This window comes from Paraliomyxa miuraensis (genome assembly GCF_026337845.1).
GTDB lineage: Bacteria > Myxococcota_A > Polyangia > Nannocystales > Nannocystaceae > Paraliomyxa > Paraliomyxa miuraensis.
The window spans coordinates 104,951-129,754 of sequence record NZ_JAOVZF010000153.1 but is presented as its reverse complement, the minus strand read 5'-3'; the positions used below and the strand labels follow the sequence as shown (position 1 = coordinate 129,754).

At 69.9% G+C, this 24,804-nt stretch carries 20 protein-coding genes; 3 read left to right on the top strand and 17 right to left on the bottom strand.

Annotation, left to right across the window (positions count from 1 at the left end):
* Positions 1–159 precede the first annotated feature (159 nt).
* A complete protein-coding gene (locus OEB96_RS21195; RefSeq protein ID WP_266218244.1) occupies positions 160–1,254 on the top strand; it encodes a penicillin-insensitive murein endopeptidase in 1,095 nt (364 codons plus the stop codon).
* An 85-nt stretch (positions 1,255–1,339) separates the two neighbouring features.
* Here OEB96_RS21195 and OEB96_RS21190 read toward each other — a convergent pair whose 3' ends face one another.
* The 9 genes from OEB96_RS21190 to OEB96_RS21150 all read right to left on the bottom strand — a co-directional run bounded on the left by OEB96_RS21190 (position 1,340) and on the right by OEB96_RS21150 (position 13,475).
* A complete protein-coding gene (locus tag OEB96_RS21190; RefSeq protein ID WP_266218243.1) occupies positions 1,340–1,882 on the bottom strand; it encodes a hypothetical protein in 543 nt (180 codons plus the stop codon).
* Between the two features lie 179 nt (positions 1,883–2,061).
* Complete coding sequence (locus OEB96_RS21185; protein WP_266218241.1) at positions 2,062–4,041, bottom strand: proton-conducting transporter transmembrane domain-containing protein; 1,980 nt, start codon at positions 4,039–4,041, stop codon at positions 2,062–2,064.
* Positions 4,038–5,765, bottom strand: a complete 1,728-nt coding sequence (locus OEB96_RS21180; RefSeq protein ID WP_266218239.1) for a complex I subunit 4 family protein — start codon at positions 5,763–5,765, stop codon at positions 4,038–4,040. The genes OEB96_RS21185 and OEB96_RS21180 overlap by 4 nt, the downstream gene beginning before the upstream one ends.
* Positions 5,762–8,095 (bottom strand): NADH-quinone oxidoreductase subunit L, encoded by a 2,334-nt coding sequence (gene nuoL / locus OEB96_RS21175; RefSeq protein WP_266218237.1) that lies wholly within the window; start codon positions 8,093–8,095, stop codon positions 5,762–5,764. The genes OEB96_RS21180 and nuoL overlap by 4 nt, the downstream gene beginning before the upstream one ends.
* Before the next feature lie 106 nt (positions 8,096–8,201).
* A complete protein-coding gene (nuoK, locus tag OEB96_RS21170) occupies positions 8,202–8,504 on the bottom strand; it encodes an NADH-quinone oxidoreductase subunit NuoK (RefSeq protein WP_266218235.1) in 303 nt (100 codons plus the stop codon).
* Positions 8,505–8,567: 63 nt separating this feature from the next.
* The gene (locus OEB96_RS21165) at positions 8,568–9,260 is read right to left on the bottom strand and encodes an NADH-quinone oxidoreductase subunit J (protein WP_266218234.1); all 693 of its coding nucleotides are present in this window, start codon (positions 9,258–9,260) and stop codon (positions 8,568–8,570) included.
* Positions 9,257–10,714 (bottom strand): complex I 51 kDa subunit family protein, encoded by a 1,458-nt coding sequence (locus OEB96_RS21160; RefSeq protein WP_266218232.1) that lies wholly within the window; start codon positions 10,712–10,714, stop codon positions 9,257–9,259. The genes OEB96_RS21165 and OEB96_RS21160 overlap by 4 nt, the downstream gene beginning before the upstream one ends.
* Positions 10,715–10,756: 42 nt before the next feature.
* A complete protein-coding gene (locus tag OEB96_RS21155) occupies positions 10,757–11,293 on the bottom strand; it encodes an NADH-quinone oxidoreductase subunit NuoE family protein (RefSeq protein WP_266218230.1) in 537 nt (178 codons plus the stop codon).
* 322 nt (positions 11,294–11,615) lie between these two features.
* Entirely contained in the window at positions 11,616–13,475 is a 1,860-nt protein-coding gene (locus OEB96_RS21150; RefSeq protein ID WP_266218229.1) for a GNAT family N-acetyltransferase, read from the bottom strand.
* Between the two features lie 282 nt (positions 13,476–13,757).
* On the opposite strand from OEB96_RS21150, the gene OEB96_RS21145 reads away from it, so the two are divergent.
* On the top strand, positions 13,758–14,123 hold the full coding sequence (locus OEB96_RS21145; RefSeq protein ID WP_266218227.1) for a PilZ domain-containing protein: 366 nt from the start codon (positions 13,758–13,760) through the stop codon (positions 14,121–14,123).
* A 42-nt stretch (positions 14,124–14,165) separates the two neighbouring features.
* Positions 14,166–15,089 carry a DUF4037 domain-containing protein gene (locus tag OEB96_RS21140; protein WP_266218225.1) on the top strand — a complete coding sequence of 308 codons (924 nt, stop codon included), beginning with the start codon at positions 14,166–14,168 and terminating at the stop codon, positions 15,087–15,089.
* A 7-nt stretch (positions 15,090–15,096) separates the two neighbouring features.
* On the opposite strand, the gene OEB96_RS21135 is transcribed toward OEB96_RS21140, so the two are convergent.
* From OEB96_RS21135 to mnmG, 8 genes are all read right to left on the bottom strand, one after another.
* Positions 15,097–16,434, bottom strand: coding sequence for a GH39 family glycosyl hydrolase (locus tag OEB96_RS21135; RefSeq protein ID WP_266218224.1), 1,338 nt, complete (start codon positions 16,432–16,434; stop codon positions 15,097–15,099).
* Between the two features lie 11 nt (positions 16,435–16,445).
* Positions 16,446–17,576: a glycosyltransferase family protein gene (locus OEB96_RS21130; RefSeq protein WP_266218222.1), complete on the bottom strand. Its 1,131-nt coding sequence runs from the start codon at positions 17,574–17,576 to the stop codon at positions 16,446–16,448.
* Entirely contained in the window at positions 17,573–18,667 is a 1,095-nt protein-coding gene (locus tag OEB96_RS21125) for a glycosyltransferase family protein (protein ID WP_266218220.1), read from the bottom strand. The genes OEB96_RS21130 and OEB96_RS21125 overlap by 4 nt, the downstream gene beginning before the upstream one ends.
* Positions 18,658–19,770: a CgeB family protein gene (locus OEB96_RS21120; RefSeq protein ID WP_266218218.1), complete on the bottom strand. Its 1,113-nt coding sequence runs from the start codon at positions 19,768–19,770 to the stop codon at positions 18,658–18,660. Before OEB96_RS21120 ends, OEB96_RS21125 begins: the two co-directional genes overlap by 10 nt.
* Positions 19,767–20,744: an SDR family NAD(P)-dependent oxidoreductase gene (locus OEB96_RS21115; protein ID WP_266218216.1), complete on the bottom strand. Its 978-nt coding sequence runs from the start codon at positions 20,742–20,744 to the stop codon at positions 19,767–19,769. The genes OEB96_RS21120 and OEB96_RS21115 overlap by 4 nt, the downstream gene beginning before the upstream one ends.
* A complete protein-coding gene (locus OEB96_RS21110; RefSeq protein ID WP_266218214.1) occupies positions 20,741–21,796 on the bottom strand; it encodes an NAD-dependent epimerase/dehydratase family protein in 1,056 nt (351 codons plus the stop codon). The genes OEB96_RS21115 and OEB96_RS21110 overlap by 4 nt, the downstream gene beginning before the upstream one ends.
* Before the next feature lie 85 nt (positions 21,797–21,881).
* Positions 21,882–22,859, bottom strand: a complete 978-nt coding sequence (locus OEB96_RS21105) for an NAD-dependent epimerase/dehydratase family protein (protein WP_266218213.1) — start codon at positions 22,857–22,859, stop codon at positions 21,882–21,884.
* Positions 22,860–22,993: 134 nt separating this feature from the next.
* A complete protein-coding gene (gene mnmG, locus OEB96_RS21100; protein ID WP_266218211.1) occupies positions 22,994–24,790 on the bottom strand; it encodes a tRNA uridine-5-carboxymethylaminomethyl(34) synthesis enzyme MnmG in 1,797 nt (598 codons plus the stop codon).
* Positions 24,791–24,804 lie beyond the last annotated feature (14 nt).

The window sequence follows — 24,804 nt, the reverse complement described above, 5'->3', positions numbered from 1 at the left end:
CGAGCACCGCCGACAAAGGGGGCCCAGGCTGGTAGCCTGCCGCCCAGCGTGGGCAAGCGAAAGCGACGCCGAGGCGGCTCCCGAAGCCGACACCGCGAGACCCAGGCCTCACCCTCGACCGGCTCGTCGGTTCCCGAGCCAGCCCCTGCTCCAGAGCCGGTGCCCATCGAGCCCGTGGCCGAAGCGGTCTCCCGAGACGGACCGCGGGTGGTGCCCTTCGCCTCGGCCAACCCGCTGCTCATGTCTCGGACCGAGCGTTCGTCCTCGCTGCCGCGATCGATGCGCGTGGCGCTGGTGGCCAGCGTGGGCGCGGCCTTGCTCTCGGCCTCGGTGGCGCTCTACGTGGTGATGCGCGATCCCGAGGTCGGCATCCGCGATGCGGCGGCCGCCATGCCCGACCCATCCTCGGCGTCGTACGATCCGAGCGAAGCGGCGGGGGTGAGCACCGAGCCCGAGCCCTCCGCGCCATCGATGCCGGAGGCGACGCCGCAGGCCGAGCTCGAGACCGAGCTCGAGTCCGTGGCCTGGCCCGACATGCAGCTGGGCGCACTGCCTCCGGTGGGCGCGGCGCCCGAGACCATGGGACAGAGCGCCGGCAGCCCGCGCGATGGGGCGCTCTTGCGGCCCATGCAGCTCCCTCCTGGCCGGGGCTACGTGATCCGCAACCCGCAGACGGCCTGGGGCACCCGCAACACCGTCGAGCGCCTGCGTGCGGCGATCGAGAAGGTTCGCCGGGCGCATCCCGAGCTCCACCAGCTGGTGATCGGCGACATCTCCACGCGACGCGGCGGACCGCTGGCCGGGCACCAGAGCCATCAGTCCGGACGCGACGTCGACATTGGCCTGTGGCTGCGACCGCAGCCCGAGTCCTCCGGGCCCAGCGACTTCGTCGAGGGCAACAGCAAGAACCTCGATCGCCGCGCCACCTACGATCTCATCGAGGCCCTCGCCGCCTCCGCCAACGAGCCGGATGGCGTCGAGCTCATCGTGCTCGACTACAACCTGCAGCGCGTGCTTCGTCGCTACGCCGAGCAGACGCGCGGCGTGCCCGAAGCCAAGCTCGAGGCGCTGTTCCAGTTTCCCCACGGGCCCAACTCGCGCCACGGTCTGGTGCGCCACATGCCTGCGCACAGGGACCACCTGCACGTGCGCTTTCGATGCCCGCAGGGCGATGCCTACTGCCGCGATCCGCTGATCGGCTTCGGCGGCATGGAGGCGGCCGAGGAGCCCTCGACGGCGCCCTCGGGGATCTGACGCGCAAGTAGGCCGCTCCGCCGGCCTCCGCTCCGGCCAAGCCGTGCGGGCGCGAACCTTCGGCTTCGGAGGGCACGTCGTGGGCTCAGGGAGGACAGCCGCACTCGAGCTGGCCGTCTTGCAGCTCACCCGCGATGCAGTTGGGGCCGTCGCACACCGTGCCCACGCACGTCAGCTCGTCGACGCCGAGGCAGAACGGGGTCAGGTCCTCGGGCTCGGGCGCACAGCAAGCACCACCCTCGCAGGGATCGGGGCACTGCCCCGCGAGGTCGGGCTCGTATCCGGCCGGACAGGTGCCGTCCGGCTCCTGGGGCTGGCACGGAGGCTGGGCTCCCCCTCCGCACGGGTGCACGCAGACCTGGCCTGGATCGCACATCGTCTCCGCACACACGACGGGACCGGTGGTGGTGTCATCGCCAGGCGCTCCGGTCGATCCGGTGCCGCTCATGGTTCCGCTCCCGACGGAGGTCGCTCCTCCGGTCGTCATCCCCCCATCGGTGCCCGAAGCCCCCGTCGTCGTCGGGCTCGCGGTCGACCCGGCGCCCTCGTCCATGCTTCCGTCGTCGCTCGGACATCCCGTGCTCGCGAGCACCACGACCACCATCATCCCTACCCAACCACGCACCATGTCCACAGCCTAACAGACTCTCCGCGACGACACCGTCGCGAAGGTGTGCACCCCACCCTCCCCTGCACGACACGAGGGCGAGGCGCCGCCCGAGCAGTGCGAGTGACGAGCACGCGTGCGCCGAAATTGGCGAAGGGCCGCACGAGGCGGCCCTTGCTCGCGCGTGAGCTCGTGCGACGTCAGCCGCCGTCGTCCAGCGCCTCGGCCTCGGCCGGCGGCGTGCCGCCCTCCGCGGAGGGGGCAGCGGCGGCGGGAACTTCGACCTGGGCCTTCTCGTCCGGCTGCTGGCCGGGCTGCTGGCCTGCCTTCTGGCCAGGCTGCTGGCCTTCCTCTTGGGCGGCCTTCCGATCCGCCTCGGCCTCGCGCTGCTCCCACTGTGCGCGCAACTCGTCCACGCGCTCGGCTCGCGCCTCGCTGGGCGGGATGCGGAAGCCTGCGCTCGCCAGGCGGCAGCGCTGCATCATCGCATCGGCGCCGATGCCGATGAGCACCGACAGCGCCGCGGCAGCGGCCAGCACCACCGGGGCTCCGCGCCCCTCCACATGGCCGAGGTCGCGCTCGAGCGGCGGCCGGAAGTACATGCTCACGATGAGCCGCAGGTAGTACACGGCGCCGATCACCGAGTTGACCACCGCGATCACGACCACGATCCGCAGCGCCTCGCTGCCGTGCTCGAAGGCCGAGCGGAACACGAACAGCTTGCCGAAGAAGCCGCCCATGGGAGGCATGCCCATCAGCGACAGCAAGCACACGGTCATGCCCAGCGCGATGCCGGGGTGCCGCTGCGCCAGGCCCGACCACTCGTGCGCGGCGCTGGCCTCCTTCTTGTCGCGGCCCAGCCAGCTCACGCAGGCGAACGCACCGAGCGTGGCCACCGCGTAGGCCAGCAGGTAGTACAGGATCGAGGCCACCGCGGTGTCCCCCGCGTTGGAGGCCCACGCGTGCTCGTCGGCCGTGGGCAGGTAGCCCTTGGCCGGACGATCGCCGTAGAAGCTGGCCGCCGCCACCACCCCCACCAGCAGGTAGCCCACGTGGGCCACCGACGAGTAGGCGAGCAGGCGCTTGACGTTGGTCTGCCGGACGGCGGCGAGGTTGCCCACGATCATGGTCGCGGCCGCCAGCCACAGCACCACCGAGGTCCAGCCATAGGGCGCCTGCACCAGGCTCCCCACGATGAAGGTGCCCACGAACAGCTTGAGCAGCGCCGCGAACGCGCCGATCTTGACCCCGGCCGCCATGAACGCGGTGGTGGGGCTGGGCGCGCCCTCGTAGGCATCCGGGGTCCACATGTGGAACGGGACCGCGCTGACCTTGAACAGCAGGGCTCCGAGGACGAGCAGCACCCCGGGGATGAGCAGGGCCGCGGGCGCGATGCCCAGGGCCACCTTGTCCTGCGCCATGTCGACCATGCCCGCGGGGAAGCCCTCGGGGGCCTCCACCACCGCCACGTAGTCCTGGGCCGCGCGCCACTTGGTGAACACGGTGCTCACCTCGTGCGAGAGCTGGTCGAGCCCGGTCACCCCGGTGGCCCCGTAGACGAGCGCGATGCCCATCAGCAGCAGGCCCGAGGAGAACGCACCCATCACGAAGTACTTGAGCGCCGCCTCGGGCGACTGCCGGGAGTTCCAGCGCGCCCCCACCATCACGTAGACGGCGATGCTCATGGTCTCGATGCCCAGGAACAGCGCGACCAGATCGCCCGCGTGGGCCAGGATCATCACCCCGAAGGTCGCGATGAGCACCAGCGACTCGTGCTCGCCATACTCGAACCGATGCGAGCGGTTGTAGTCGCCCGCGAACAGCACCACCGCCCCGGCCACCCCGAGGATCCCGAGATCGACGAGCAGCGCGAACTGGTCGACGTAGAGGAAGCCCGAGAACACCTCGATGCCGCCGTCGTACTCGTAGTGGCCGAACTGACCGACCGCAGCGAGCACCGCCAGGCCCAGGCCCAGCAGGGTGAGCGTCTGCTGGAACCGACGCAGGCCGGGCCGGGCGAACGCATCGGCGACCAGGACGATGAGCGACCAGATGCCCACGATCATCATGGGCGCCAGGTGCACCATGTCGACCAGGGCCTGGGCGGAGGCGGTGGTGGCCTGGCCCGCCGCGGCGGCCGGCTCGGGAAGAAGGGGCACGGGTCCGAGCGCGAACGTCATGGCTGCCCTCCTTGGGGCGCGGCGGCCCCCTCGGCGGCTGGGGGTGGTGGTGGCGGGGCTGCTGCCGCGGGTGGCGGCGTGGTGGGAGCCGACGCGTTGGCCGACAGCCGCTGGTCACCGTAGGTCGCAGCGATCACCGCGACCGGATCGGCACAGCGGTCGACCAGCGTCTCCATCATCACGGGACGCTCGCCCAGCGCGTGCCGGATGGAGGCGCAGCGCTTGAGGTTGAAGCTGGCCACCGCGGCCTGCGAGGTGGGGTCGATCCGCGAGAGGAACGGCTGCGGGTACACGCCCATCAGGATGATGAGCGCGATGACCGGCAGGAACACCAGCCGCTCGCGCAGGCCCAGATCGGCCAACCCCTCGTTCTTGGGGTTGGTGAGGGGCCCGAACATCAAGCGCTGGAACAGCAGCAGCAGGTACACGGCCCCCAGGATCACGCCCACCGCGGCCACCGTGACCAGCACCGGGGCGTTGATCAGGGTCAGGCCGCCCTCGGCGAAGGCCCCGACGACGATCAGGAACTCGCCCACGAAGCCCACCAGGCTGGGCAGACCGGCCGAGCCGAGCATCGCGATCATGAAGAACGCCGTGAACCAGGGCATCACCTTGGCCAGGCCTCCGAACTCCGAGATGAGCCGGGTGTGCCGGCGCTCGTAGAGGACGCCGATCGCCATGAACAGCGCGCCGGTGGTCAGGCCGTGGGCCAGGCTCTGGAAGGTGGCGCCCGTGAACCCCTGCGTGGAGACGGACGCGATGCCCAGCACGATGAAGCCCATGTGGCTCACCGAGGAGTAGGCCACCAGCCGCTTGGCGTCGGTCTGTACGTAGGCGACCAGCGCCCCGTAGATGATCCCGATGATCGCCAGGATCGCCAGGATCTGCGCCCCCTCGCCCGCCGCCAGCGGAAACAGCGGGAACGCGAACCGCAGCATGCCGTAGGTGCCGAGCTTGAGCAGCACGCCGGCCAGGATCACCGAGCCGGGCGTGGGCGCCTGGGTGTGCGCGTCGGGCAGCCAGGTGTGCACCGGGAACAGCGGCACCTTGATCGCGAAGCTGGCCACGAACGCCCAGAAGCACAGCGCCTGGGCCTGCGGGGTGAGCACCACCTGCTGCAGCGCCTGCAGATCGAAGGTCCACACCCCGCCCGAGGCCTGCCAGTGCGCGACCGCCAGGTAGATCATGGCGGCCAGCATCAGGGCCGAGCCCACCATCGTGTAGATGAAGAACTTGATCGCGGCGGCCACCCGCTGCTCGGAGCCCCACACCCCGATGATGAGGTACATGGGGATGAGCATCAGCTCCCAGAACACGAAGAACAGGATGAGATCGAGGGCCACCAGGGCGCCGATCATCCCGGTCTCGAGCACCAGCATCGAGGCCACGAACTCGGCCCCGCGCTTGTCGATCGAGTTCCACGCGCCCCAGATGCAAAGCGGCGTCAGCAGCGTGGTCAGCAGGATGATCCACAGCGAGAAGCCGTCGACGCCCACGTGGTAGTTGATGCCGAACTCGGCGATCCACGGCACGTTGGTCTCGAACTGCATCCCCGCCTGACCCACCGCGAAGCCGGAGATCAGCGGCAGCGACACGAGGAATTCGAGCACGGCGAAGGCGATGCCCACGCCATGGGCGAGCTTGGTCTCGGCCTTGGGGAGCGTGGCCACCACCAGGGCGCCCACGATCGGGAGCACGAGCAGTGCAGTGATGAGGTGGTTCACGGCTGACCTCCCGCCCCCCCATTGAGGGGACGACCGTCGGGGTTCTTGGCGGGCTCGAGCGCGGGCGCCCTGATGATCTCACCGCCAGGGGGACCGCGCCTGGCCGCGGCGTCCTGCTCGGCCTTGCCCGGGAGGTGGATCTTGAACAGGCCCCAGAACAGATCCATGTTGACCGACTGCGCGCCGAACGTGCGGCGCAGACCGATGTCGGGGGCCAGCTCGCGCTCGCCCGCCGCATTCTTGGGCAGGATGTCGCCGCGGCTGACCTGCGGGTTCAGGTAGATGACCCCGAGCAGGATCGCCACGCCGAAGGTGAGCGAGGCCAGGTAGCGGCGCACGTTGCCGTTGTGCCAGGCCTTGGTCAGGGTGCCGAGCACGCCGACCGCCCCCGCCGTTCCCTGCACGCCCACCCCGTCGATGAGCAGCATGTCGCCGACCTGATGGCAGAGCTGGCCGATCATCCGCACCGGCTTGACGAACAGCACGTCGTAGATCTCGTCGACCCAGTACTTGGCCGAGCTCGCGGCATGGAGGGCCGAGAAGCGCTTGGCCAGCATCGCCGCCTGCTCCGACGGGCCGTCGAGGTAGAGCCGCCGTGCAAACACCCACCCCGCGATCCCGATGCCGAGGCCGATGGCCATGCCGGTCAGCTCCATGCCCGAGCCCACGTGGCCCTCGTGCAGGAACTGCTCCCGCACCCCCACCGTGTACTCGCCCCCGTAGGTGCCGGACAGCGAGGTGATGGGCTCGAGCCACTGCTCGAGCACGTGGTCGATGTGGATCACGCCCCCGAACACGTGCGGCCAGCCCAGCAAGCCGCCGATGGCCGCGAAGCCGGCCAGGATCACCAGCGGCAGCGACATGATCCAGTGCTCGCGCACGTAGTGGTGCCAGGTGTGGTGGTCGCCCCGGAACTTGCCCTCGAAGGTGAGGTAGTAGAGCCGGAACATGTAGAACGAGGTACACAGCGCCGCCAGGGCGCCCAGCGAGTAGAGGATGTAGTTCAGCTCCATCCCCCCGGGCGTGAAGATGCCCCGGCTCTCGTTGGCGTAGGCGTGCAGCAGGATCTCGTCCTTCGAGAAGAACCCCGCGAACGGGAAGATGCCCGCGATCGCCAGGCAGCTGACGAAGAAGGTGCCCGCGGTGACCGGCATCTTCTCGCGCAGGCCGCCCATGGTGCGGATGTCCTGGTTGTGGTGGCAGGCCTCGATGACCGCGCCCGAGCCCAGGAACAGGCACGCCTTGAAGAACGCGTGCGTCACCAGGTGGAAGATGGCCGCGACCCACGCGCCCATGCCCGCTGCCAGGAACATGTAGCCCAGCTGCGAGACGGTCGAGTAGGCCAGCACCTTCTTGATGTCGTTCTGGGTGATGCCGATGGTGGCCGCGAACAGGGCAGTGGCGGCCCCGATGACCGCGATCACGGCCATGGTGACGGGCGCGAGCGCGAACAGGAAGTTCAGCCGGACGATGAGGTAGACGCCCGCCGTCACCATGGTGGCCGCGTGGATGAGGGCCGAGACCGGGGTCGGGCCGGCCATGGCGTCGGGCAGCCAGGTGAACAGCGGGATCTGGGCGCTCTTGCCGGTGCAGCCCACGAACAGCAGCATCGTGGCCACGGTGGCGATGGGCACCCCGAAGATCAGCTTCTGCACCAGCGGCGACTGCTCGCCCAGGGCACAGGCGCGCGCGATCGCGTCGACGTCGAGGCTGCCGACCACCGTGTAGATGAGCAGCATCCCCAGGATGAAGCCGAAGTCGCCGACGCGGTTCATGATGAACGCCTTGCGGCCGGCGGTGGCCTTGGCGTCGTCGGTGAACCAGAACCCGATGAGGAGGTAGGAGCACACGCCCACGCCCTCCCAGCCCACGAACGTGAGCACCAGCGACTTGCCCAGCACCAGGATGAGCATCGCGGCGCAGAACAGGTTCAGGTAGGCGAAGTACCGGCCGTAGTCCGGGTCCTTGGCCATGTAGCCCACGCTGAAGATGTGGATCAGCAGGCCCACCCCGGTGATGACCAGGCACATCACGGCCGACAGGTGATCGAGCACCAGGTCGAAGCCGATGTGCAGGTCGCCCGACACGATCCACGGGTAGACCGAGTCGACCAGGCGGTCGTAGTCCTGCCCCACCATCACCTCGAACACGGCCGAGATGGTGAAGAAGCACGAGAACGCGATGGCCCCGATGGCCACCAGGTGCACGACCTCGCGGCCGAGCCGGTCGCCCAGGCTCCGCAGCAGCTGCTTGCCCAGCAGCAGGTTGAACACCGCGCCCAGCAGCGGGAACAGCGGGATGAAGTGGAGATTGAACTCAGTCTCGTTCACGGCGCGAAGTCCTGACGGAATCCGAGATCGACGAGCGCGGCGCCTAGCCCCCCTTGGGGGGGCACCTCGAGGGTGGCTCGCTGAAGGTGGTTGCGGGGGGGCATGATTAGTCGCGCAGAAGGCTCAGATCGTCGATGTCCGAGCCGGTGCGGGAGCGGAAGATGCTGACCACGATGGCGAGGCCGACCGCGGCCTCGGCCGCAGCCACCGCGATGGTGAACATCGCCAGGACCTGCCCATCGAGGTTGCCGTGGAAGCGCGAGAACGCGACCAGCGCGATGTTGGCCCCGTTGAGCATCAGCTCGACGCTCATCAGCACGATGAGGACGTTGCGCCGCAGCATCACGCCGAGCAGGCCAATGACGAACAGCGTGCTGGCCAGGTAGAGGAAGTGGGTGATCGGGACCACGGGATGTCGCCCTTTCTCGACGTGCTCGCTCGACGGTTGGAAGGCCCAGGGGTGATGCTCTGGCTAGTTTCCGCCCTCGTGGCCGATGGCCGACGGCTCACCGAAGTCGGTCTGGGCGTAGGGGCCGGCGACCATGCCTTCGTGCTGGTCCTGGTCTTGGAGGTGCTCGTGCAGCCCGGCCGCGTGCATGTGCTCGAGCGTCATGCCGGCGGCGAGGGCCTCCTTCTCGCGCTCGCGACGGCTGCGCGCCACCACCACCGCGCCGATCACGGCGGCGAGCAACAGCAGCGAGACGGCCTCGAACGCGAACAGGTAGTCGGTGAACAGCAGCCGCCCCACCGCGTTGGCCGAGCCGAACTCGGCGTCGGGCGGGATGCGGGCGCCGGGGGTGATGAACTGCTTGCTCAGGGTCGCCAGCAGCACCCACACGATCATGCCGCCCGACAGCAGCAGCCCGAAGTAGTAGCCGAACCGGCCCACCCGCGACGGTCGTCGCGACTCGGCGGCGCCGGTCTCGTCGACGTCGAGCACCATGATGACGAACACGAACAGCACCATCATGGCGCCCGCGTAGACCAGCACCTGCAGCACGGCGAGGAAGCTGGCCGACATGAGCACGTAGTTGACGGCCACCGCGAAGAACGAGGCCACCAGCCACACGGCCGCGACCACCGGGTTCTTGCGCGTGATCGTGGCGATGCCCGAGGCGATCGCCATGAACGCGAACACGTAGAAGACGATCTCGCTGCCGCTCACGACGTCACCCCCCCCTGCTGCACGGCCTTGCTGGCCTGCACGGCCTTGCTGGCCTGCACGGCCTTGCCGGCCTGACCGGGATGCACGGCCTGGCTGGCGGCCGCCTCTGCCGCCGCCCGCTGCTCGGCCACGAACCGGCTGCTGCGGATCTTGGCCTCGAACTCGCCGCGGTACTTGGTGAGGAACGCCAGCGTGGGCCATGCGGCGGCATCACCGAGCGCGCAGATCGTGTTGCCGGCGATGCCGTCGGCGATCGACGCCATCAGGTCCACGTCGCCCGGGCGCCCCTGGCCCGCGTCGATGCGCTTGGCGACCTTGGTCAGCCACCCCGTGCCCTCGCGGCACGGCGTGCACTGCCCGCAGCTCTCGTCGGCAAAGAAGTGGAGGATGCGCCAGCACGCCGACACCATGTCGGTCTGGTCGTCCATCACCACCACGCCGCCCGAGCCGGCCATGGTGCGCAGGGTCCGGCCGCCGCCGAGGTCGAACTTGACCCCGGGCTGCACCTCGACCTCGGCGATGCGCTCGTCGGTCTGCAGCGCATCGAACTCGAACGGCACGTCGAGCTCGGCCTCGGTCAGCAGCGGCATCGACACGCCGCCGGGGATGACCCCCTTGACCTTGCGGCCGTTGCGGATGCCCCCGCAGACCTCCTCGATGAGCTCGCGCCCCGTGACCGACAGCGGCAGCTCGTACACGCCGGGTCGGTTGACGTGGCCGCACACGCTGACGATGCGCAGGCCGCCCGAGCGCCCCACCCCCAGGTCCGCGAACGCCTTGCCGCCGTGCTCGATGATCCAGGGCAGGTTGGCGATGGTCTCCACGTTGTTGACGATGGTGGGCTGGCCCCACAGGCCCTTGACCGCGGGGAACGGCGGCTTGAGCCGCGGCCACCCGCGTCCGCCCTCGAGGCTGGACAGGAGCGCCGTCTCCTCGCCGCAGATGTAGGCCCCGGCTCCGCGGTAGATCGTGATGTCCAGCGGCATGTCGGAGCCGAAGCACCGCGCCCCCAAGAAGCCCTTCGCGTAGGCCTCGTCGATGGCCGTTTGCAGCACCGGGTACTCGCGCAGCATCTCGCCGCGCATGTACACGTAGGCGCTCTTCACCCCCAGCGCCCGCGCGGCGATGATCATGCCCTCGATGAGCATGTGCGGGTTCCAGAACAGGATGTGGCGATCCTTGAAGGTGCCCGGCTCGCTCTCGTCGGCGTTGACGACGAGGTAGACGGTCTGGGCGCCCTTGGGGACGAAGCCCCACTTGATCCCGGTGGGGAAGCCCGCGCCGCCGCGACCGCGGAGGTTGGACTCCTTGACCTCGGTGGTGATGGCGGCCGGATCCATGCGCACGGCCTGCCGCGCCGCGGCGTAGCCCCCGTGCTCCACGTAGTAGTCGATGTCCTTGGCCTGCGGGACGTCGAAGTGGCGACTGATGATCTTGAGGTCGAACCAACCCATGCGATCCTCTTGAAGCTTCCGATGACGGCGATGGAGCTCCGGTCAGGACCCCAGGTCGACGGGCACGCGCCCTTCGGCCAGCGCGTCGAGGATCTTCTCGATGCGCTCGAGGTCGAGGTTCTCGAAGTAGAGCGGGATGTCGGGCTTGCCCCGCTCGGCGATCTGCGCCACGGGCCCGTAGCCGCAGGCGGCCAGGCACTCCACCTCCGACAGCGTCACGTTGCCGTCCTCGGTGGTGCCATGGTTTTCGACGGCGAGGCGCTGCTTGCAGCGATCGAACACCCCATAGGCGCCCGTGATCTGGCACGCGATGTTCGTACAGATCTGCAGGTGGAAGCGACCCACCGGCTTCTTGTTGAACATCGTGTAGAACGTCGCCGTGCCCTTGACGTGGGCCGCCGGCAACGAAAGACGCGCCGCGACCAGGTCGACGACCTCGTCATCGACCATGCCGAACTGCTGCTGCGCGAGATAGAGAACGGGGATGCACAGGGCTTTGGCAGCGTTCTGAGGGGGAAAACGCGGCCACAGCTCCTGAATGCGGGCCTCGATCTCAGGGGAGAGTTGCTTTGTCGTCACCTTGGTCTCAGCCGCCGCGAACCCTAGGATGGGCTCCCCCACCAAGTCAACCCGGGAGGAGGCCCCGAGCGCCAACCAGAAGGCCCCCACCCCGACCGCCAACCAGAAGGTCCCCACCCGACCGCCAACCAGGAGGGCCACGCCCGACCGCCGGAAGGGCCCCCCGCACCACCGCCAACCAGGAGGGCCACGCCCGACCGCCGGGGAGGGGGCCCCGTGACGGCTTTGCCGGCACGGGGGAGGGGCTGCGAAGCCCCTCCTTCAAGACGTAGTAAGAGACTAGTCCCCTGCCGGAAGCTCCTACGGAGCTTCCGGCAGGGGACTAGTCGAGCGACAGCGCCATGCACACGGCGTTGTCGAAGGCGACGCTGGCCTCGAAGTTGGCCGCCTCGCGAATGGTCGGGTCGATGTCCGCCGGGTCGACCGGCCGAAAGCCGAGCCGCGACCCGAAGAAGTCGGCCGCCACCGTCGTGGCCAGATACACCGTCCGGACCCCCAGCGTGCGGGCGAACCGGAGGATGGCATCGCCCACGACCCAGCCCAGGCCCTGGCCCCGGCGCTCGGGCGCCACCGCCAGCCCGAACAGGAACGCGTCGTCCCCTACCGTCTGCAGGCTCACGGCGGCCGAGATGCCCCCCTCGGGGCTCTTGACCACCAGCGTGTCGATCAGCTCCGACGCGATCACCGCGGGCAGGCCATAGCCCTCGAGGAGCGCGTCGACCAGCGGCTGGTCCTGCGACGTGCCCAAGGTCACGGGGTCGCCAAAGCCTCGCAGCAGGCGATCTCCGAGCCCATCGAACGAGCCCGAGGACAGCAGCAGCACCGTGTCGCCGGGACCGGCCTGCTCGAGCACCGCGGCCGCCAGGTCCTCGACCGTGGAGAACGCGTGCGCATCCACCCCCCGGGCCGCAATGGCGCGAGCGAGGGCCACCGGATCGAGGCGATCCGCCTCGGCGACCTTCTGCGGCCGGTAGAGCGGCGCCACGTAGACCCGGGTCGCCGCGTCGAAGCTGCTCACGTAGCCCTCGGAGAATTCGCGGCGGTGCGAGGAGGAGCTGCGGGGCTCGAAGCACACGTGCAGCGCCTCGTCGGGGTAGCGTCGCCGCAGCGCCCGCACGGTGAGCTGGACCGCGGTGGGGTGGTGCGCGAAGTCGGCGATCACCCGCACCCCCTGGGCCAGGCCCAGGAACTCCTGGCGCCGCTTGACCCCGCGAAAGCGCCGGATGGCCTCGCGCAGACGATCGGGGTCGACCCCCTCGCGCCGGGCCACGGCCGCGGCCGCCAGCACGTTGCCCACGTTGTAGCTGCCGGTCAGCTGGGTGGAGAACCGGCCCAGGCTCTGGCCCCGCTCCAGCAGCTCGAAGGCGGTCCGACGCGCGCCGGCGCGGCTGGTGATCCGGGCGCAGTACTCGACCTCGGCCAGGTGCTCCGGCGTGTCCTCCTCGCCCTCCGCCAGGACCCGGTAGCGCAGCACCGTGCAGCGGGCCCCGGCCGCGATGCCCATCGCCTCCGGGCTGTCGGCGTTGACCACCAGGTCCCCGTCCTCGGGGATGGTGTCCACGAACGCCGAGAACGCCGCCCGGACCTCGGGCAGGCCCGCAAAGATGTCGGCGTGGTCGAATTCGACGCTGCTGAGGATGGCCCGGCGCGGCCGGTAGTGGAGGAACTTGCTGCGCTTGTCGAAGAACGCGGTGTCGTACTCGTCGCCCTCGATCACGAAGGGGCGGCCGCCCCCGAGGTGGGCCCCCGACGACAGGTTCTGCGGGACGCCGCCGATCAAGTAAGAAGGATCGAGCCCCGCATGGTGGAGGATGAAGGCCAGCAGGCTGGAGGTGGTGGTCTTGCCGTGGGTCCCCGCCACCACCAGGGAGTCGCGCCCGGGCAGCAGCGCCTTGGCCAGCATGCTGGGGAAGCTCTCCAGAACGAGGCCCGCCGCCTTGGCGGCCACCACCTCGGGATGGTCGGCGCGGCAGACGTTGCCGACCACCACGTGATCGGGGCCCCACGCGAGGTTGTCGCCCTCGAAGCCCTCGAAGACCGGGATCCGTGCCGCCGCGAGCTGGTCGGACATCGGAGGGTAGATGCCGCTGTCGGAGCCTCGGACCTCGTGGCCGGCCTCCGCGAGCATCCGCGCCAGCGCCCCCATCCCGGTACCTGCGATCCCGATGAAATGGACCTTCAAGGCGCGCAAGGATGGACCTGCGATCGGTTGAGGGTCAACCCGGCTCGCCCGAGCGCACGACGTGCACTCCGGAGATCGACCCCTGATGGAATCGTGTTCGATACTACTGCTGGTGCTTCGTGCGATGATTCGCTCGCTGCCGCCGCCCCATCGAGTCGGGCTCGTCGGAACCGCGCGAATTCGCGAGCCTGGCCCCTCCCCGGACCCCCTGCCCTCGGGGCTGCTACGATCGAGGCGTTGTCCTGCGGTTTATCGCGCCAGGCCAAGGTGGTATGACCCCCCATGGTGGACGGAGAGTACGGAGGCAGCCGCGAACGCCGTAGCAAGCCGCGAACGCTCGTATCGGTGCCGCTCGTGCTGTACTACGGCCGCGAGCGCCGCATGATGATCCGGGGCCGTACCGTCGATCTGTCGTGTGCCGGTGCGCTGGTGCACGGCGCCGGTCCGATTCGCGTGGGTCAGTGGGTGGAGGTCGAGGTCTCGCGCGGCGACGATCGCAATCCGCTCACGCTCAAGGCCGAGGTCGTGCGGATCTCCACGCCCGACGAGCACCGCAAGCAGCACGGCGTGGCGCTGCGCTTCATCGACGTCAGCGAGCTCGACGAGGCGATCATCGAGTCGATCATCGCGGCGGCGCGGCGATACTAGCTCGGCGCCGTGGGCGTCACCCGGCGCACCCGTCGATGCACCATGCAGGGCCTCGAGCTGGCCGAACGGTTCTTTGCGCAGGTCGGTGCCCCCATGATCACCGCGCGGTTCCCCGCGCTCGATCGACGACTGGCCGTGGGGCTCGTCGGGCACGGCTCGGAGTGCTACGGCTTCGACGATGAAACCTCCCGGGACCACGACTGGGGCCCGAGCTTCTGCGTGTGGCTGACCAGGCGCGACCATCGGACGCATGGCCAGGCGCTACGGGAGGCGATCGATGCGCTGCCGCGCTCGTTCGCCGGGTTCGACCGCACCCACAGCGCCTGGGGATCGAACCGAGTGGGCGTGTTCGAGATCGGTGACTTCTATCGAAGCCTCATCGGGCTCGCCCGCCCACCCCGGACCCTCGGCCAGTGGCGAAGCATCCACGAGGAGTCGCTGGCCATGGCCACCAACGGCCGGGTCTTCGTCGATCGCCTCGGCAGCTTCACCCGCTTTCGCCAGGCGCTGCTGGCCTTCTATCCCGAGGACGTGCGGCGCAAGAAGATCGCCGCTCGCTGCATGGCCATGGCCCAGTCCGGTCAGTACAACTTCATGCGCTCGATTCACCGAGGAGAGCGCGTGGCGGCCCGCATGGCCGAGAGCTGCTTCATCGGGGAATCGGTGTCCATGGTGTTCCTGCTCAACCGGGTCTACAAGCCCTACTACAAGTGGATGCACCGCGCCCTGAGGAATCTGCCCATCGCGGGCCCGACCTCGTACCAATTGCTGCGCGACCTGGTGAGCGCCCGCGGGCACGAGGCCAAGCACGCGCTCATGGAGGCCGCGTGCCAGGTCGTCATCGCCGAGCTGCGCCGCCAGGGCCTGACCGACTCCAGCAGCGATTCCCTGATGGACCACGGCCCGGAGGTCCAGGCTGGAATCGAGGACCCGACGCTCCGAGCGGTCAACGTGTGGCTCGAGTAGGCACCCGTCAGCCGGTCGTGACCACGGCGACCCCGTGGCCAGAGAATCGCACCGTGCCGTCGAAGCGCTCGCTGACCACTCGGTCCCCCGTGCTCTCGTCCACCCGCAGCAGCACCTGGCCGTCGCCGAGGGTCTCGTCCCAGTCGGAGACCACCACGGTGCGTGGGCCCGGGCAGGTGTGCACGAACACCCCGCTTCGGCGGCCGTCGGCGCACGCGACCACGGCCTCCACGTCGAGAGCGCCCGGCGGGCCGCAGGGAAAGTGGACGAGGTCACCGTAGCGGACGTGCCCCGCGAACAGCTCCTTGCCCAGACAGGCGACCGAGGGCTCCCCCTCGCGCGAGAGCAGGGCGTAGGCATCGTCGCCCGTCGCCGTCCACCGCATCTCCACGTCGGCTCCGCCGCGCAGCAGGTGGATCAGGGCGGAGGCATAGTAGGCGGCACCGAACGCGCTTTGGTTCGAGCGCCGGGTGTAGCGGTGATCGTGGTGGGAGATGCCGTTGACCTCGCCACAGACGTTGAGGATGTCGCGCCCGACCAGGAGGCGGCTCACCCCCCGGGCCCGGGCCTCGTAGGTGGGCGTCTGGGCCATCAAGAGGCGCTCGTACGCGGGGCCGTGGGGCGCCTGCGGAGCCCCGTGCATCTCGACGCCGAGCGTCTCGCTCGGGACCGCCGGCCGCCAGTCGCCGTAGCGATGCCAGGAGACGAAGCCGACCATCGCGTCGTCGACCTCGCTCACGAGGCGGGCGATCCAGTCCATCCAGAACGGCTGGTGGGTACCGTCGACCGCCGGTCCGCCGATCCGCGCCTTGGCCCCGCGAAGGTGCGGGCCGATGAGCTCGAGGATGGCCGCGGCCACCTCCTCGTAGATCCGGCGGTACTGTTCGAAGGTGAGCCCGCCCCCGATGATGAAGTTGTTGGGCTCGTTCCACACGCACCAGTACCACTCGCTCACCGCCCTTGCGCCCCACTGCTCCATGCACCCCCACACGATCTCGGTGCAGCGCGTCACGAACGTCCGGATGTTGCGAGGGTCGTCGTGGGGCGGATGGAACTTGGCGAACGTGATCATCGGCACGGCGCCCACGTCGAGCACCCCCTGCACGTAGGCCGCGAACATCGGCCACTGCGTCACCGGGTCCGGGACCGGCTTGCCGTACACGAAGATCCGAATGACGCTCGTGCCCATCCGGCGCAGGTGCTTGCGGATCCGGTCGCGGTGCTCCCCGAGGCAGAACGACCACCAGGCCTCGATCTCGTTGAACCCGTAGCGAAGGCGCATGCGCTGGACCCCGCACGGGGTCCCGGGCCGGGCGCCGGCCGGGATGGCGTCGCGCGTCGTCATCGGTCGAGCCCTCAGCCTTCGATGATGTCGAGGAGCTCGCGCAGGCGCGCCCTCGGCGAGTGCAGCCGGGCGAACGAGCGTCGGACCTCATGGACGATCTGTGCGTAGTCGCCGGGTCGCGCGAGCACGTCGAGCACCTTCTCGGGCGCCCGCTGGTCCCCCAGGCACAGCGCCGTGGCCCGCTCGCCGTAGATCTCGCGGATGTAGTCCTCGCCGAGGAGGAACAGCGGGATGGTCCCGGCCGCCGCCGTCTCGAACGTCCGGCAGGTCACCATCTCGAGGTGCGCGAACAGTGGCCGGTAGATCACGGGATTGAACACGGCCCGGCTCATCGTCCCGATCACCTGCGAGAACGGCACGGGCGGCAGCGCCTCGACCCCCAGCTTCGCGAGGTACGACCGATCACAGTAGAAGTTGTCCTCGAACGCCGCCATCGTGTGCTTCGGGCTGGGCTTGGCCCACCCCTCGCCGACCAGCGCGATCCGTCCCAGGCGATCCCGCACCGGCTCGACCGCGCGCAGCACCCTGGACATGCCGTGCCAGCGGAACTTGGTGTGGCCCACGTACACCATGTCGAGTTCCTTGTGGGTGAAGTCGAGCGGCGTCTCCCAGGTGGGATCGTAGATGTGGAAGAAGAACGTCCCGACGTTCGCACGCCGCGGCCTCGGCGTGGGCTGGAGGATCTTGTCGGACAGGCTGTCGCAGAACTCGATCCACGCCCGGCTCGAGGCCTCGGCGTCGACGTACTCGGTGGTGCGCCCGAACCGCTCGTCGGCCCACTTGCTGCCCACCCACGACATCCGTCCGGCCGTCGAGGTGTGGTTGTAGTCGCCGTCGACCTCGATCGGAGCGTTGTAGGCTCCATCGCAGTCGATCACGACCCGGCGGCGGCGTGGGATCGATGCCACGAGCCGGACCCAGTCGAGCAGGTCGCCGTGCTTGAGGCACGTCGTCCACTCGAACACGAACACCACGGCGTCCGCGTCGTCGAGGACCTTGGAGTACAGCAGCTCGTGCCTGGGGTTCGGCGGTCCGTAGACGATCACCTCGTGACCGATGTCGAGCGCCGCTCGCTGATAGCCCTGGAGATCCAGCATGCTGCCCGCGTCGTCGTAGCCCCAATACACGAATACGATCTTCATGAGGGAATCTCTCCTGGGGCCGCGGAGCCTCGCAAGACCGAGACGAGCTCCTCGACCCTGTGCTCGTAGAGGTGGTGGGCGACGAGGTGGCGACGAACGTCCTCGACGACCTGCTGGTAGTGCGCGGGACGCCGCAGCGCATCGAGCACCTTCTCCGCGACGCGCCCCGGCAAGGTCAGCTCCCGGGCGGCCGGCCCATACACCGCCACGGCCAGGTCCGTGTCCAGCATCAGCAGCGGGATCGTGTCGGCGCAGAACTCCTCGAAGTAGCGCTGCGTCAGGTACCGGACGTGCTTGAGGAACGGCCGCTGGAGGAAGATGTTGACCCGGCCGGTGCTCATCGTGCGAATCACGTCCGTGTACGGCACCGCCGTCCTCGCGCGGATCCGCAGCCGGCGGAACGCGTCCGCATTCACGCGAAAGGCCGGCTCCAGGCAGGGGTGCGATGCGAAGCCCGAGGGGGGTGCATCCCACCACAGGCCCACGAACCCGATCTCCCCGAGCTGGTCCCGGATCTGCTCGAGGGCGGGCAGCACGTCGCGCTCGAGCTCCTGCCAGCGCCACCAGTTGTGTCCGACGTACAGCACGTCGTAGCGCTTGGGCGGAGCCGCCTCCGGGGTGATCAGCAGCGCCGGATCGTAGCCGTAGAAGGGCAGCGCGGTGACCCGCTCGTCGTCGGACGGGCGGAGCTGCGGCTTGAGGATGCGATCGGACAGCGCATCGTAGTGCCGCAGCCATCGCGCCCGCTCCGCATCGCTGCAGTAGTTGCGGTCGTAGCCGTCGACCTCCACCATCGGGTGGTACTTGGCGTCGGTGTCGAGCACGAACCGGCGCGAGCGCGGCACGCTGGCGAGCTGGGCCACCTCCGCGAGCCGCGTGACGCGATAGAGCTCCGACTCGAACGCGAACACGATCCGGTCGAACGCCCGAGCATCGGTCGAGAAGCGAACCCCCGGGAGGTCGGGGCGAGGCGTCCCGTAGAGTGCGATCGTGTGGCCGAGCGTGCTCCCGACGCGGATGTAGTTCACCAGCGCGTGCATGTTGCCTGCGTTGGGTCGGGGCTCCAGCACGAACAGGACGTTCACGAGCACCCCCGCGACCCGCCGCCGAGCATGGTCGAGAGCTCCTCGAAGCGCCGCGCGAACGAGTGATGGCTCGCGAGGTGGGCGCGAGTCCGAAGCACCGCCTCCCAGTGGGGCTCCGGCCGGCGCAGCGCGTCCATCAGGTGTGCGGCCAGATCGTCGCCCGGCACGAGCGCCAGGGCGGCCGGTCCGTAGATCGCCTCCACGAAGTCGCGGGGCAGCATGAGCACCGGGAGGGTGTCGGCGTAGAAGGTCTCGAACGTCCGGTTCGTCACGAAGCCGAGCTGCCGAAACAGCGGCCGGTGGAGCACCGGGGCAAAGCGGGCTTCGCCGAGCAAGCCGACCACCTCGTCGAACGGCATCGGGCGTCGCGTCTCCACGTCGAGCTGCGCGAGGAAGGCCGCGTCCACGTCGACGCCCGCGATCCCGTTGTCGATCGCCCAGTCCGGCCGCCGATCCCAGTGCCAGCCGATCACACAGGCCCGGCCGATCCGGTCGCGGACCGGGCCGTACTTCGACAAGAAGCGGCGGAGCTGGTCCCAGCGTTGCCAGTTGTTCCCCACGTACATCACGCCGTGGCGCTTGGCGTGCGGGCCGGCGTCGCGCCAGGCGTCGGCGGCCTCCTTGGCCGACTCGTGGGGCCGCGCGATCGCGGCGGGATCGAAGCCGTAAAAGAAGAACGTGCGAGCGTCCGGCCGCAGCGGGGTCAGGGTCGGCTGCACGATCACGTCCGAGACCGCGTCGAACGCCTCGATCCACTCCCAGCCCTGGTGCCCATCGAGCTTCTCGAGGTGGTTGAAGTCGTGGTCCACCCGGATGGCCTCGCCGTACCGAGCCCACAGGTCGGCGATCACCCGCCGCGACCGCGGGACCTCGTCGAGCAGCCAGGCCAGCTGCGGCATGTCCGGGAAGTCCTGCACGATCCCGATCGCGAAGAGCACGAGATCGAAGCCCGCCACCTCCGTGGTGAAGGGCAGCGACGGCAGCTTCGGATCCGGGTCGCCGAAGACCCAGACCTCGTGCCCGAGCGCGGCGGCGGCGGCGACGTAGCCATGGACGGTCGCCACGCAGCGTGCGTAGGGATCGAGACCAGTGACGAGCAAGAGCTTCATGGTTCGTCTCCAGGGGAGTGGGTGTGCTGGGCCCACTGGGCCGTCTGGGCGAGGCCGCGCTCGAACGAGGTCGCGGGCTCCCAGCCGAGCGCGGCCCGCAGCGCATCGATCCTCGCCGCGACCCGACGCTGCTCGCCGGGGCGCGCGGGCGCGTGCACGATGCCTGCGGCGGGCCTCACCCCCATCGCGGCGATCGTCGCGTGGGCCTGCTCGGCCAGGGCACGGATCGACAGCTCCCGACCGCTCCCGAGGTTGTAGACGCGGCCGTGGGTGCCCGGCTGCGGCAGCGCGCGCGCCCACGCGTCCACCACGTCGGCAACGTAGACGAAGTCGCGGGTCTGGAGGCCGTCGCCGAAGATGCGGATGGGCTCGCCTCGCAGGAGGTTGCCCAGGAAGATCCCGAGCACCCCTTGATAGGGATTGTCGAGCGCCTGCCGCGGTCCGTACACGCTGTACATCCGGAACGTCGTCACCGCCAGCGGCGTCGCGAGATCGGTGCGTGCAGCGGTCGCGTGGACGTAGCGCTCGCCCGCGTACTTGGTGATCCCGTAGTACGAGATCGGTGCACACGGTGCGTCCTCTGCCGGTCCGATGATCTCGGCCCCGGCGTAGACCGTCATCGAGCTCGCGTACATCAAGCGCCCTACCCCGTGCTCGAGGCACTGGCCGATGACGTTGAGCGTGCCGAGGGTGTTGGTCCGTAGATCGCGGACCGGATCCGTGAACGAGCGGATCAGCGAGACGTGGCCGGCGATGTGACAGACCGCGTCGATGGGGCCGAAGCGCCGGAACGCCGGCGCGAGCTGGGAGACGTCCGCGACATCCCCCCGGACGTAGCCGGCCCGGGCGGGGACGTTGTCGCGATGGCCGGTCGACTCGTCGTCGATCACGACCACCTCGTGCCCGTCCGCGAGCAGGCGCTCGGCGAGGTGGGAGCCGATGAACCCGGCACCTCCGGTGACGAGGACCCTCATCGCGCCCTCCCGCCGGTCGGGCCGTGCGCGACGAACAGATCCATGTTCGCCTGCACCCAGTCCCACAGCCGGCGCACTCCGAGCTCCGCGTCCACCGCCGGAGCCCACCCCAGATCGCGGGCGGCCTTGCGAATGTCGCTCACGTAGACCTTCTGATCGCCGGGTCGCCACGCGCCCCAGCCGACGGGGACCGCCGAGCCACGCAGCTCGGCGATCATCGGCCCCAGATCGCTCCAGACCGCGAGCGTGTTCGCTGGGCCTCCGCCGATGTTGTAGACCTGGCCAGCCGTGACGTCGATCTCGTCGACCGCCAGACGCAGGGCGCGAACGAGGTCATCGACGAACAGCACGTCACGGACCTGCTTGCCGTCGCCGAAGATGGTGATCGGACGGCCCTGGGCGGCCGCGATCAGGAAGTGCGCGAGCCAGCCCTGGTCCTCGTTGCCGAGCTGACGCGGGCCATAGATGCAGCTCATCCTGAACACGACGGTCGGCAGCCCGTAGATCCGCGCATGGTCGCGGACGTACTGGTCCGCCGCCCCCTTGCTGCAGCCATAGGGAGAGTGGAAGTCCAGCGGCTGGCTCTCGTCCACGCCGTGCGGCCGGTCTCGGTAGGCGTGGCGCGTCCGCGTCTCCTCCACGGGGATCCCCGTGCACTCGCCGTAGACCTTGTTGGTCGATGTGAACACGACGACCGGCTCGTGGCGAGACCGTCGCGCCGCCTCGAGCACGTTGATGGTCCCGAGCGCATTGACCTCGAAGTCCTCGCGCGGTCGGGTGACGGAGGTGGTCACCGCCACCTGGGCCGCGAGGTGATAGATCGCGGTCGCGTGGCTCGCCGCGGCGGCCACGGTGTTCGCATCGCGGACGTCGCCGTACACGAGGTCGAGCATCCCCGGCCGCGCCAGGCTCCTCAGCCAGTCGAGGTTCCGGTCCGTGCCCGGCCGAACCAGCGAGTCGAGGACGGTCACGGTGTGCCCATCACCGAGCAAGCTCGCCACGAGGTTGCAGCCCACGAACCCCGCTCCTCCGGTTACCAGTACATGACTCATGCGCTCGCCTCCTGTTGCGCCGCGCGCGACCCAGCCGCGCGCGGATGTTCCCCTCCGGGGTCGATCGATGGGATGGACTCGATGCTCACTCCGCGCGCCGTCGGTGCTCCTGCTCGAGCCGCGCGACGAAGTCCGCATGGGTCGCGGCGATGCCGTGCTCGATCGAGACTCTCGGCTCGAAGCCGATCATCGAGCGGGCCAGCGAGATGTCGGGCCGACGTCGCCGGGGGTCGTCCGGCGGCAGCGGGCGCCGGACGACCGGGAGGTTCTTGCCCACCACTCTTCGCAGGACGTCCGCGAGCTCCGCGATGGTGAGCTCGTGGGGATTGCCCAGGTTGATGATGCGGTGGGTGATCTCGTCCTTGGTGGCGAAGCGGACGAGCCCCTCGATGAGATCGTCGATGTAGCAGAACGAGCGCGTCTGCTGGCCATCGCCGTGCAGGGTCAGCGGCACGCCCTCGATCGCCTGGCGAACGAAGCTCGAGATCACTCGCCCGTCGTCGAGCGCCATCCGTGGGCCGTAGGTATTGAAGATCCGGACGATGCGGATCTCGGACCCCCGCGCCCGGTGGGCGTCCATCAAGATCGTCTCGGCCGCGCGCTTGCCCTCGTCGTAGCAGGCGCGCTCGCCCACCGGGTTGACGTTTCCCCAGTAGGACTCGCGCTGAGGATGCTCGAGCGGATCGCCGTAGACCTCGGACGTGCTCGCATGGATGATGCGCACCCGCCGTAGGCTGGCTTGCTCGGCCAGCCTCAGGGCTCCCAGCACGCTCGTGGTCAGCGTCGCGGCGGGATCCGACTGGTAGTGGACCGGCGAAGCCGGGCACGCGAGGTTGAAGATCATCTCGGCGTACACCGGCAGGGTGTCGCGCACGTCACCGATCTCCAGGTGGAAATGCGAGTCGCGCCCGGCCGCGGCGAGGTTGGCGATGTCACCGGTCATGAGGTTGTCGAGGCCCACGACCTCGAATCCCTCGGCGAGCAGCCGCTCGCTCAAGTGCGATCCAATGAACCCCGCCGCCCCGGTGACCAGCACCGTTCGTCGAGCCGCTCCCAAACCCATCTCGACACGAGCTAGCATGGGACGAGCCGACGGCCAGCCCACGATCGACGGCAACCGACGGCGCTCGACGGCGACCTACGCACCGCGAGCCGGCGTCGGCGGCGGTCCACGCCGCGCCCGAAGGCTCGTCGCGCTCAGCCTCGACCGGCGTGCGTCTGGCCCTCGAGCCACGCTCGCCGCCGCGCCCACGCCCACAGACACATCACCGCCGCGGGGGTCATCCCCGGAATGCGCGCGGCCTGGCCCGTGCTCGACGGACGCACCACGGCCAGGCGCTGCGCGGCCTCGGTGGACAGGCCCGGGAGCGATCCGTAGTCGAGATCGATCGGCAGCGGCAGGTCGGACGTCTCACCGCGGCTCCGCTCGACCTCGGTGCGCATGCGATCGACGTAGCCGGCGTAGAGGTGCTCGGTGCGGGCGCGCTCGAGGATCCACGGGGGCTCGCCAGGCGCGTCGGTGGTCGTGTCGGTGGTCGCGTCGCGCAGCCGCGCCACCTGGGCCCGGACCCGCTGCGCTCGCGCGAGCACCCGCTCGTGCTGCGGGCCCGTGATGAGGCCAGCCGCCCGCGCCGCGTCGCCAAGGCGCACGTCGGCGTTGTCCTCTCGCAGCAGGATCCGGTACTCGGCCCTCGAGGTGAACATGCGATAGGGCTCGTCGCAGCCCTGCGTGACCAGATCGTCGACGAGCACCCCGAGGTAGCCCTGCTCGCGGCTCACCAGCAGCGGCGCGCGCTCGAGCACGCACAGCGCCGCGTTGGCCCCGGCCAGCAGCCCCTGCGCGCCCGCCTCTTCGTAGCCCGAGGTGCCGTTGACCTGGCCGGCGAACCACAGGCCCTCGACGTCCTTGGCCGCCAAGCGATGATCGAGCGCGCGCGCATCGATCGCGTCGTACTCCACCGCGTAGCCGGGGCGCAGCAGCACCGCGTGCTCGAGCCCCGGGATCGTGGCGACCATCTGCGCCTGCACGGCCGCGGGCAGGCTGGTGGAGATCCCGTTGGGATACACGCTGTGCGTGTCGAGCCCCTCGGGCTCGAGGAACACCTGGTGGCGATCGCGGTGGGCGAAGCGCACCACCTTGTCCTCCACCGACGGACAGTAGCGCGGGCCTCTGCCCTCGATCTGGCCCGAGTACATCGGTGACTCGTGCAGGTGGTCCCGGATGAGCGCATGGGTCTTCTCGCAGGTCCACGTGAGGTGGCAGTGCACCTGGGGCAGCAGCGGCGGCGGCGGCTCCACGTCGTCGGGCGCACAGAAGCGCGGCACGGGATCCTCGGTCGGCTGCAGCTCCAGGCCATCGAATTCGATCGTGCGCGCGTCGAGGCGCGGCGGCGTGCCGGTCTTGAGCCGCCTTGGACCAAGGCCCAGCGCGCGCAGCTGCCGGGAGAGCCCCGTGGCGGGGGCCTCGCCCACGCGGCCGCCCGGGGTGCGCTGGCTCCCCGTGTGCAGCACGCCGCCGAGGAACGTCCCCGTCGTCACCACCACCGCATCGGCCACGACCTCGGCTCCGTCGTACAGACGCACGCCGGTCGCACGGGGTCGGCTGCCCTCGCGCACGAGCACCGCGTCGACCAGCCCCTGCACCACCTCGATCCCGGGGTGTCCGAGCAAGGCGGCGCGCGCGTGCTCGCCGTAGCGCCGCTTGTCGACCTGCACCCGGGTCGCCCGCACCGCCGGGCCCTTGCTGCGGTTGAGCACGCGCCCATGGATCGCGCACGCATCGGCGGCCCGGCCCATGAAGCCGCCGAGCGCATGGATCTCGGCCACCAGGTGCCCCTTGGCCACGCCGCCCACCGAGGGGTTGCAGGGGGTCTGCCCCACCGTGTCGATGCTCCCGGTCACCACCACCACGCGCGCGCCGACCCGCGCCGCAGCAAAGGCCGCCTCGAGCCCCGCGTGCCCGCCTCCGACCACGAGGACCGTGCGTGCCGTCATCGCCGGCTCTTGTA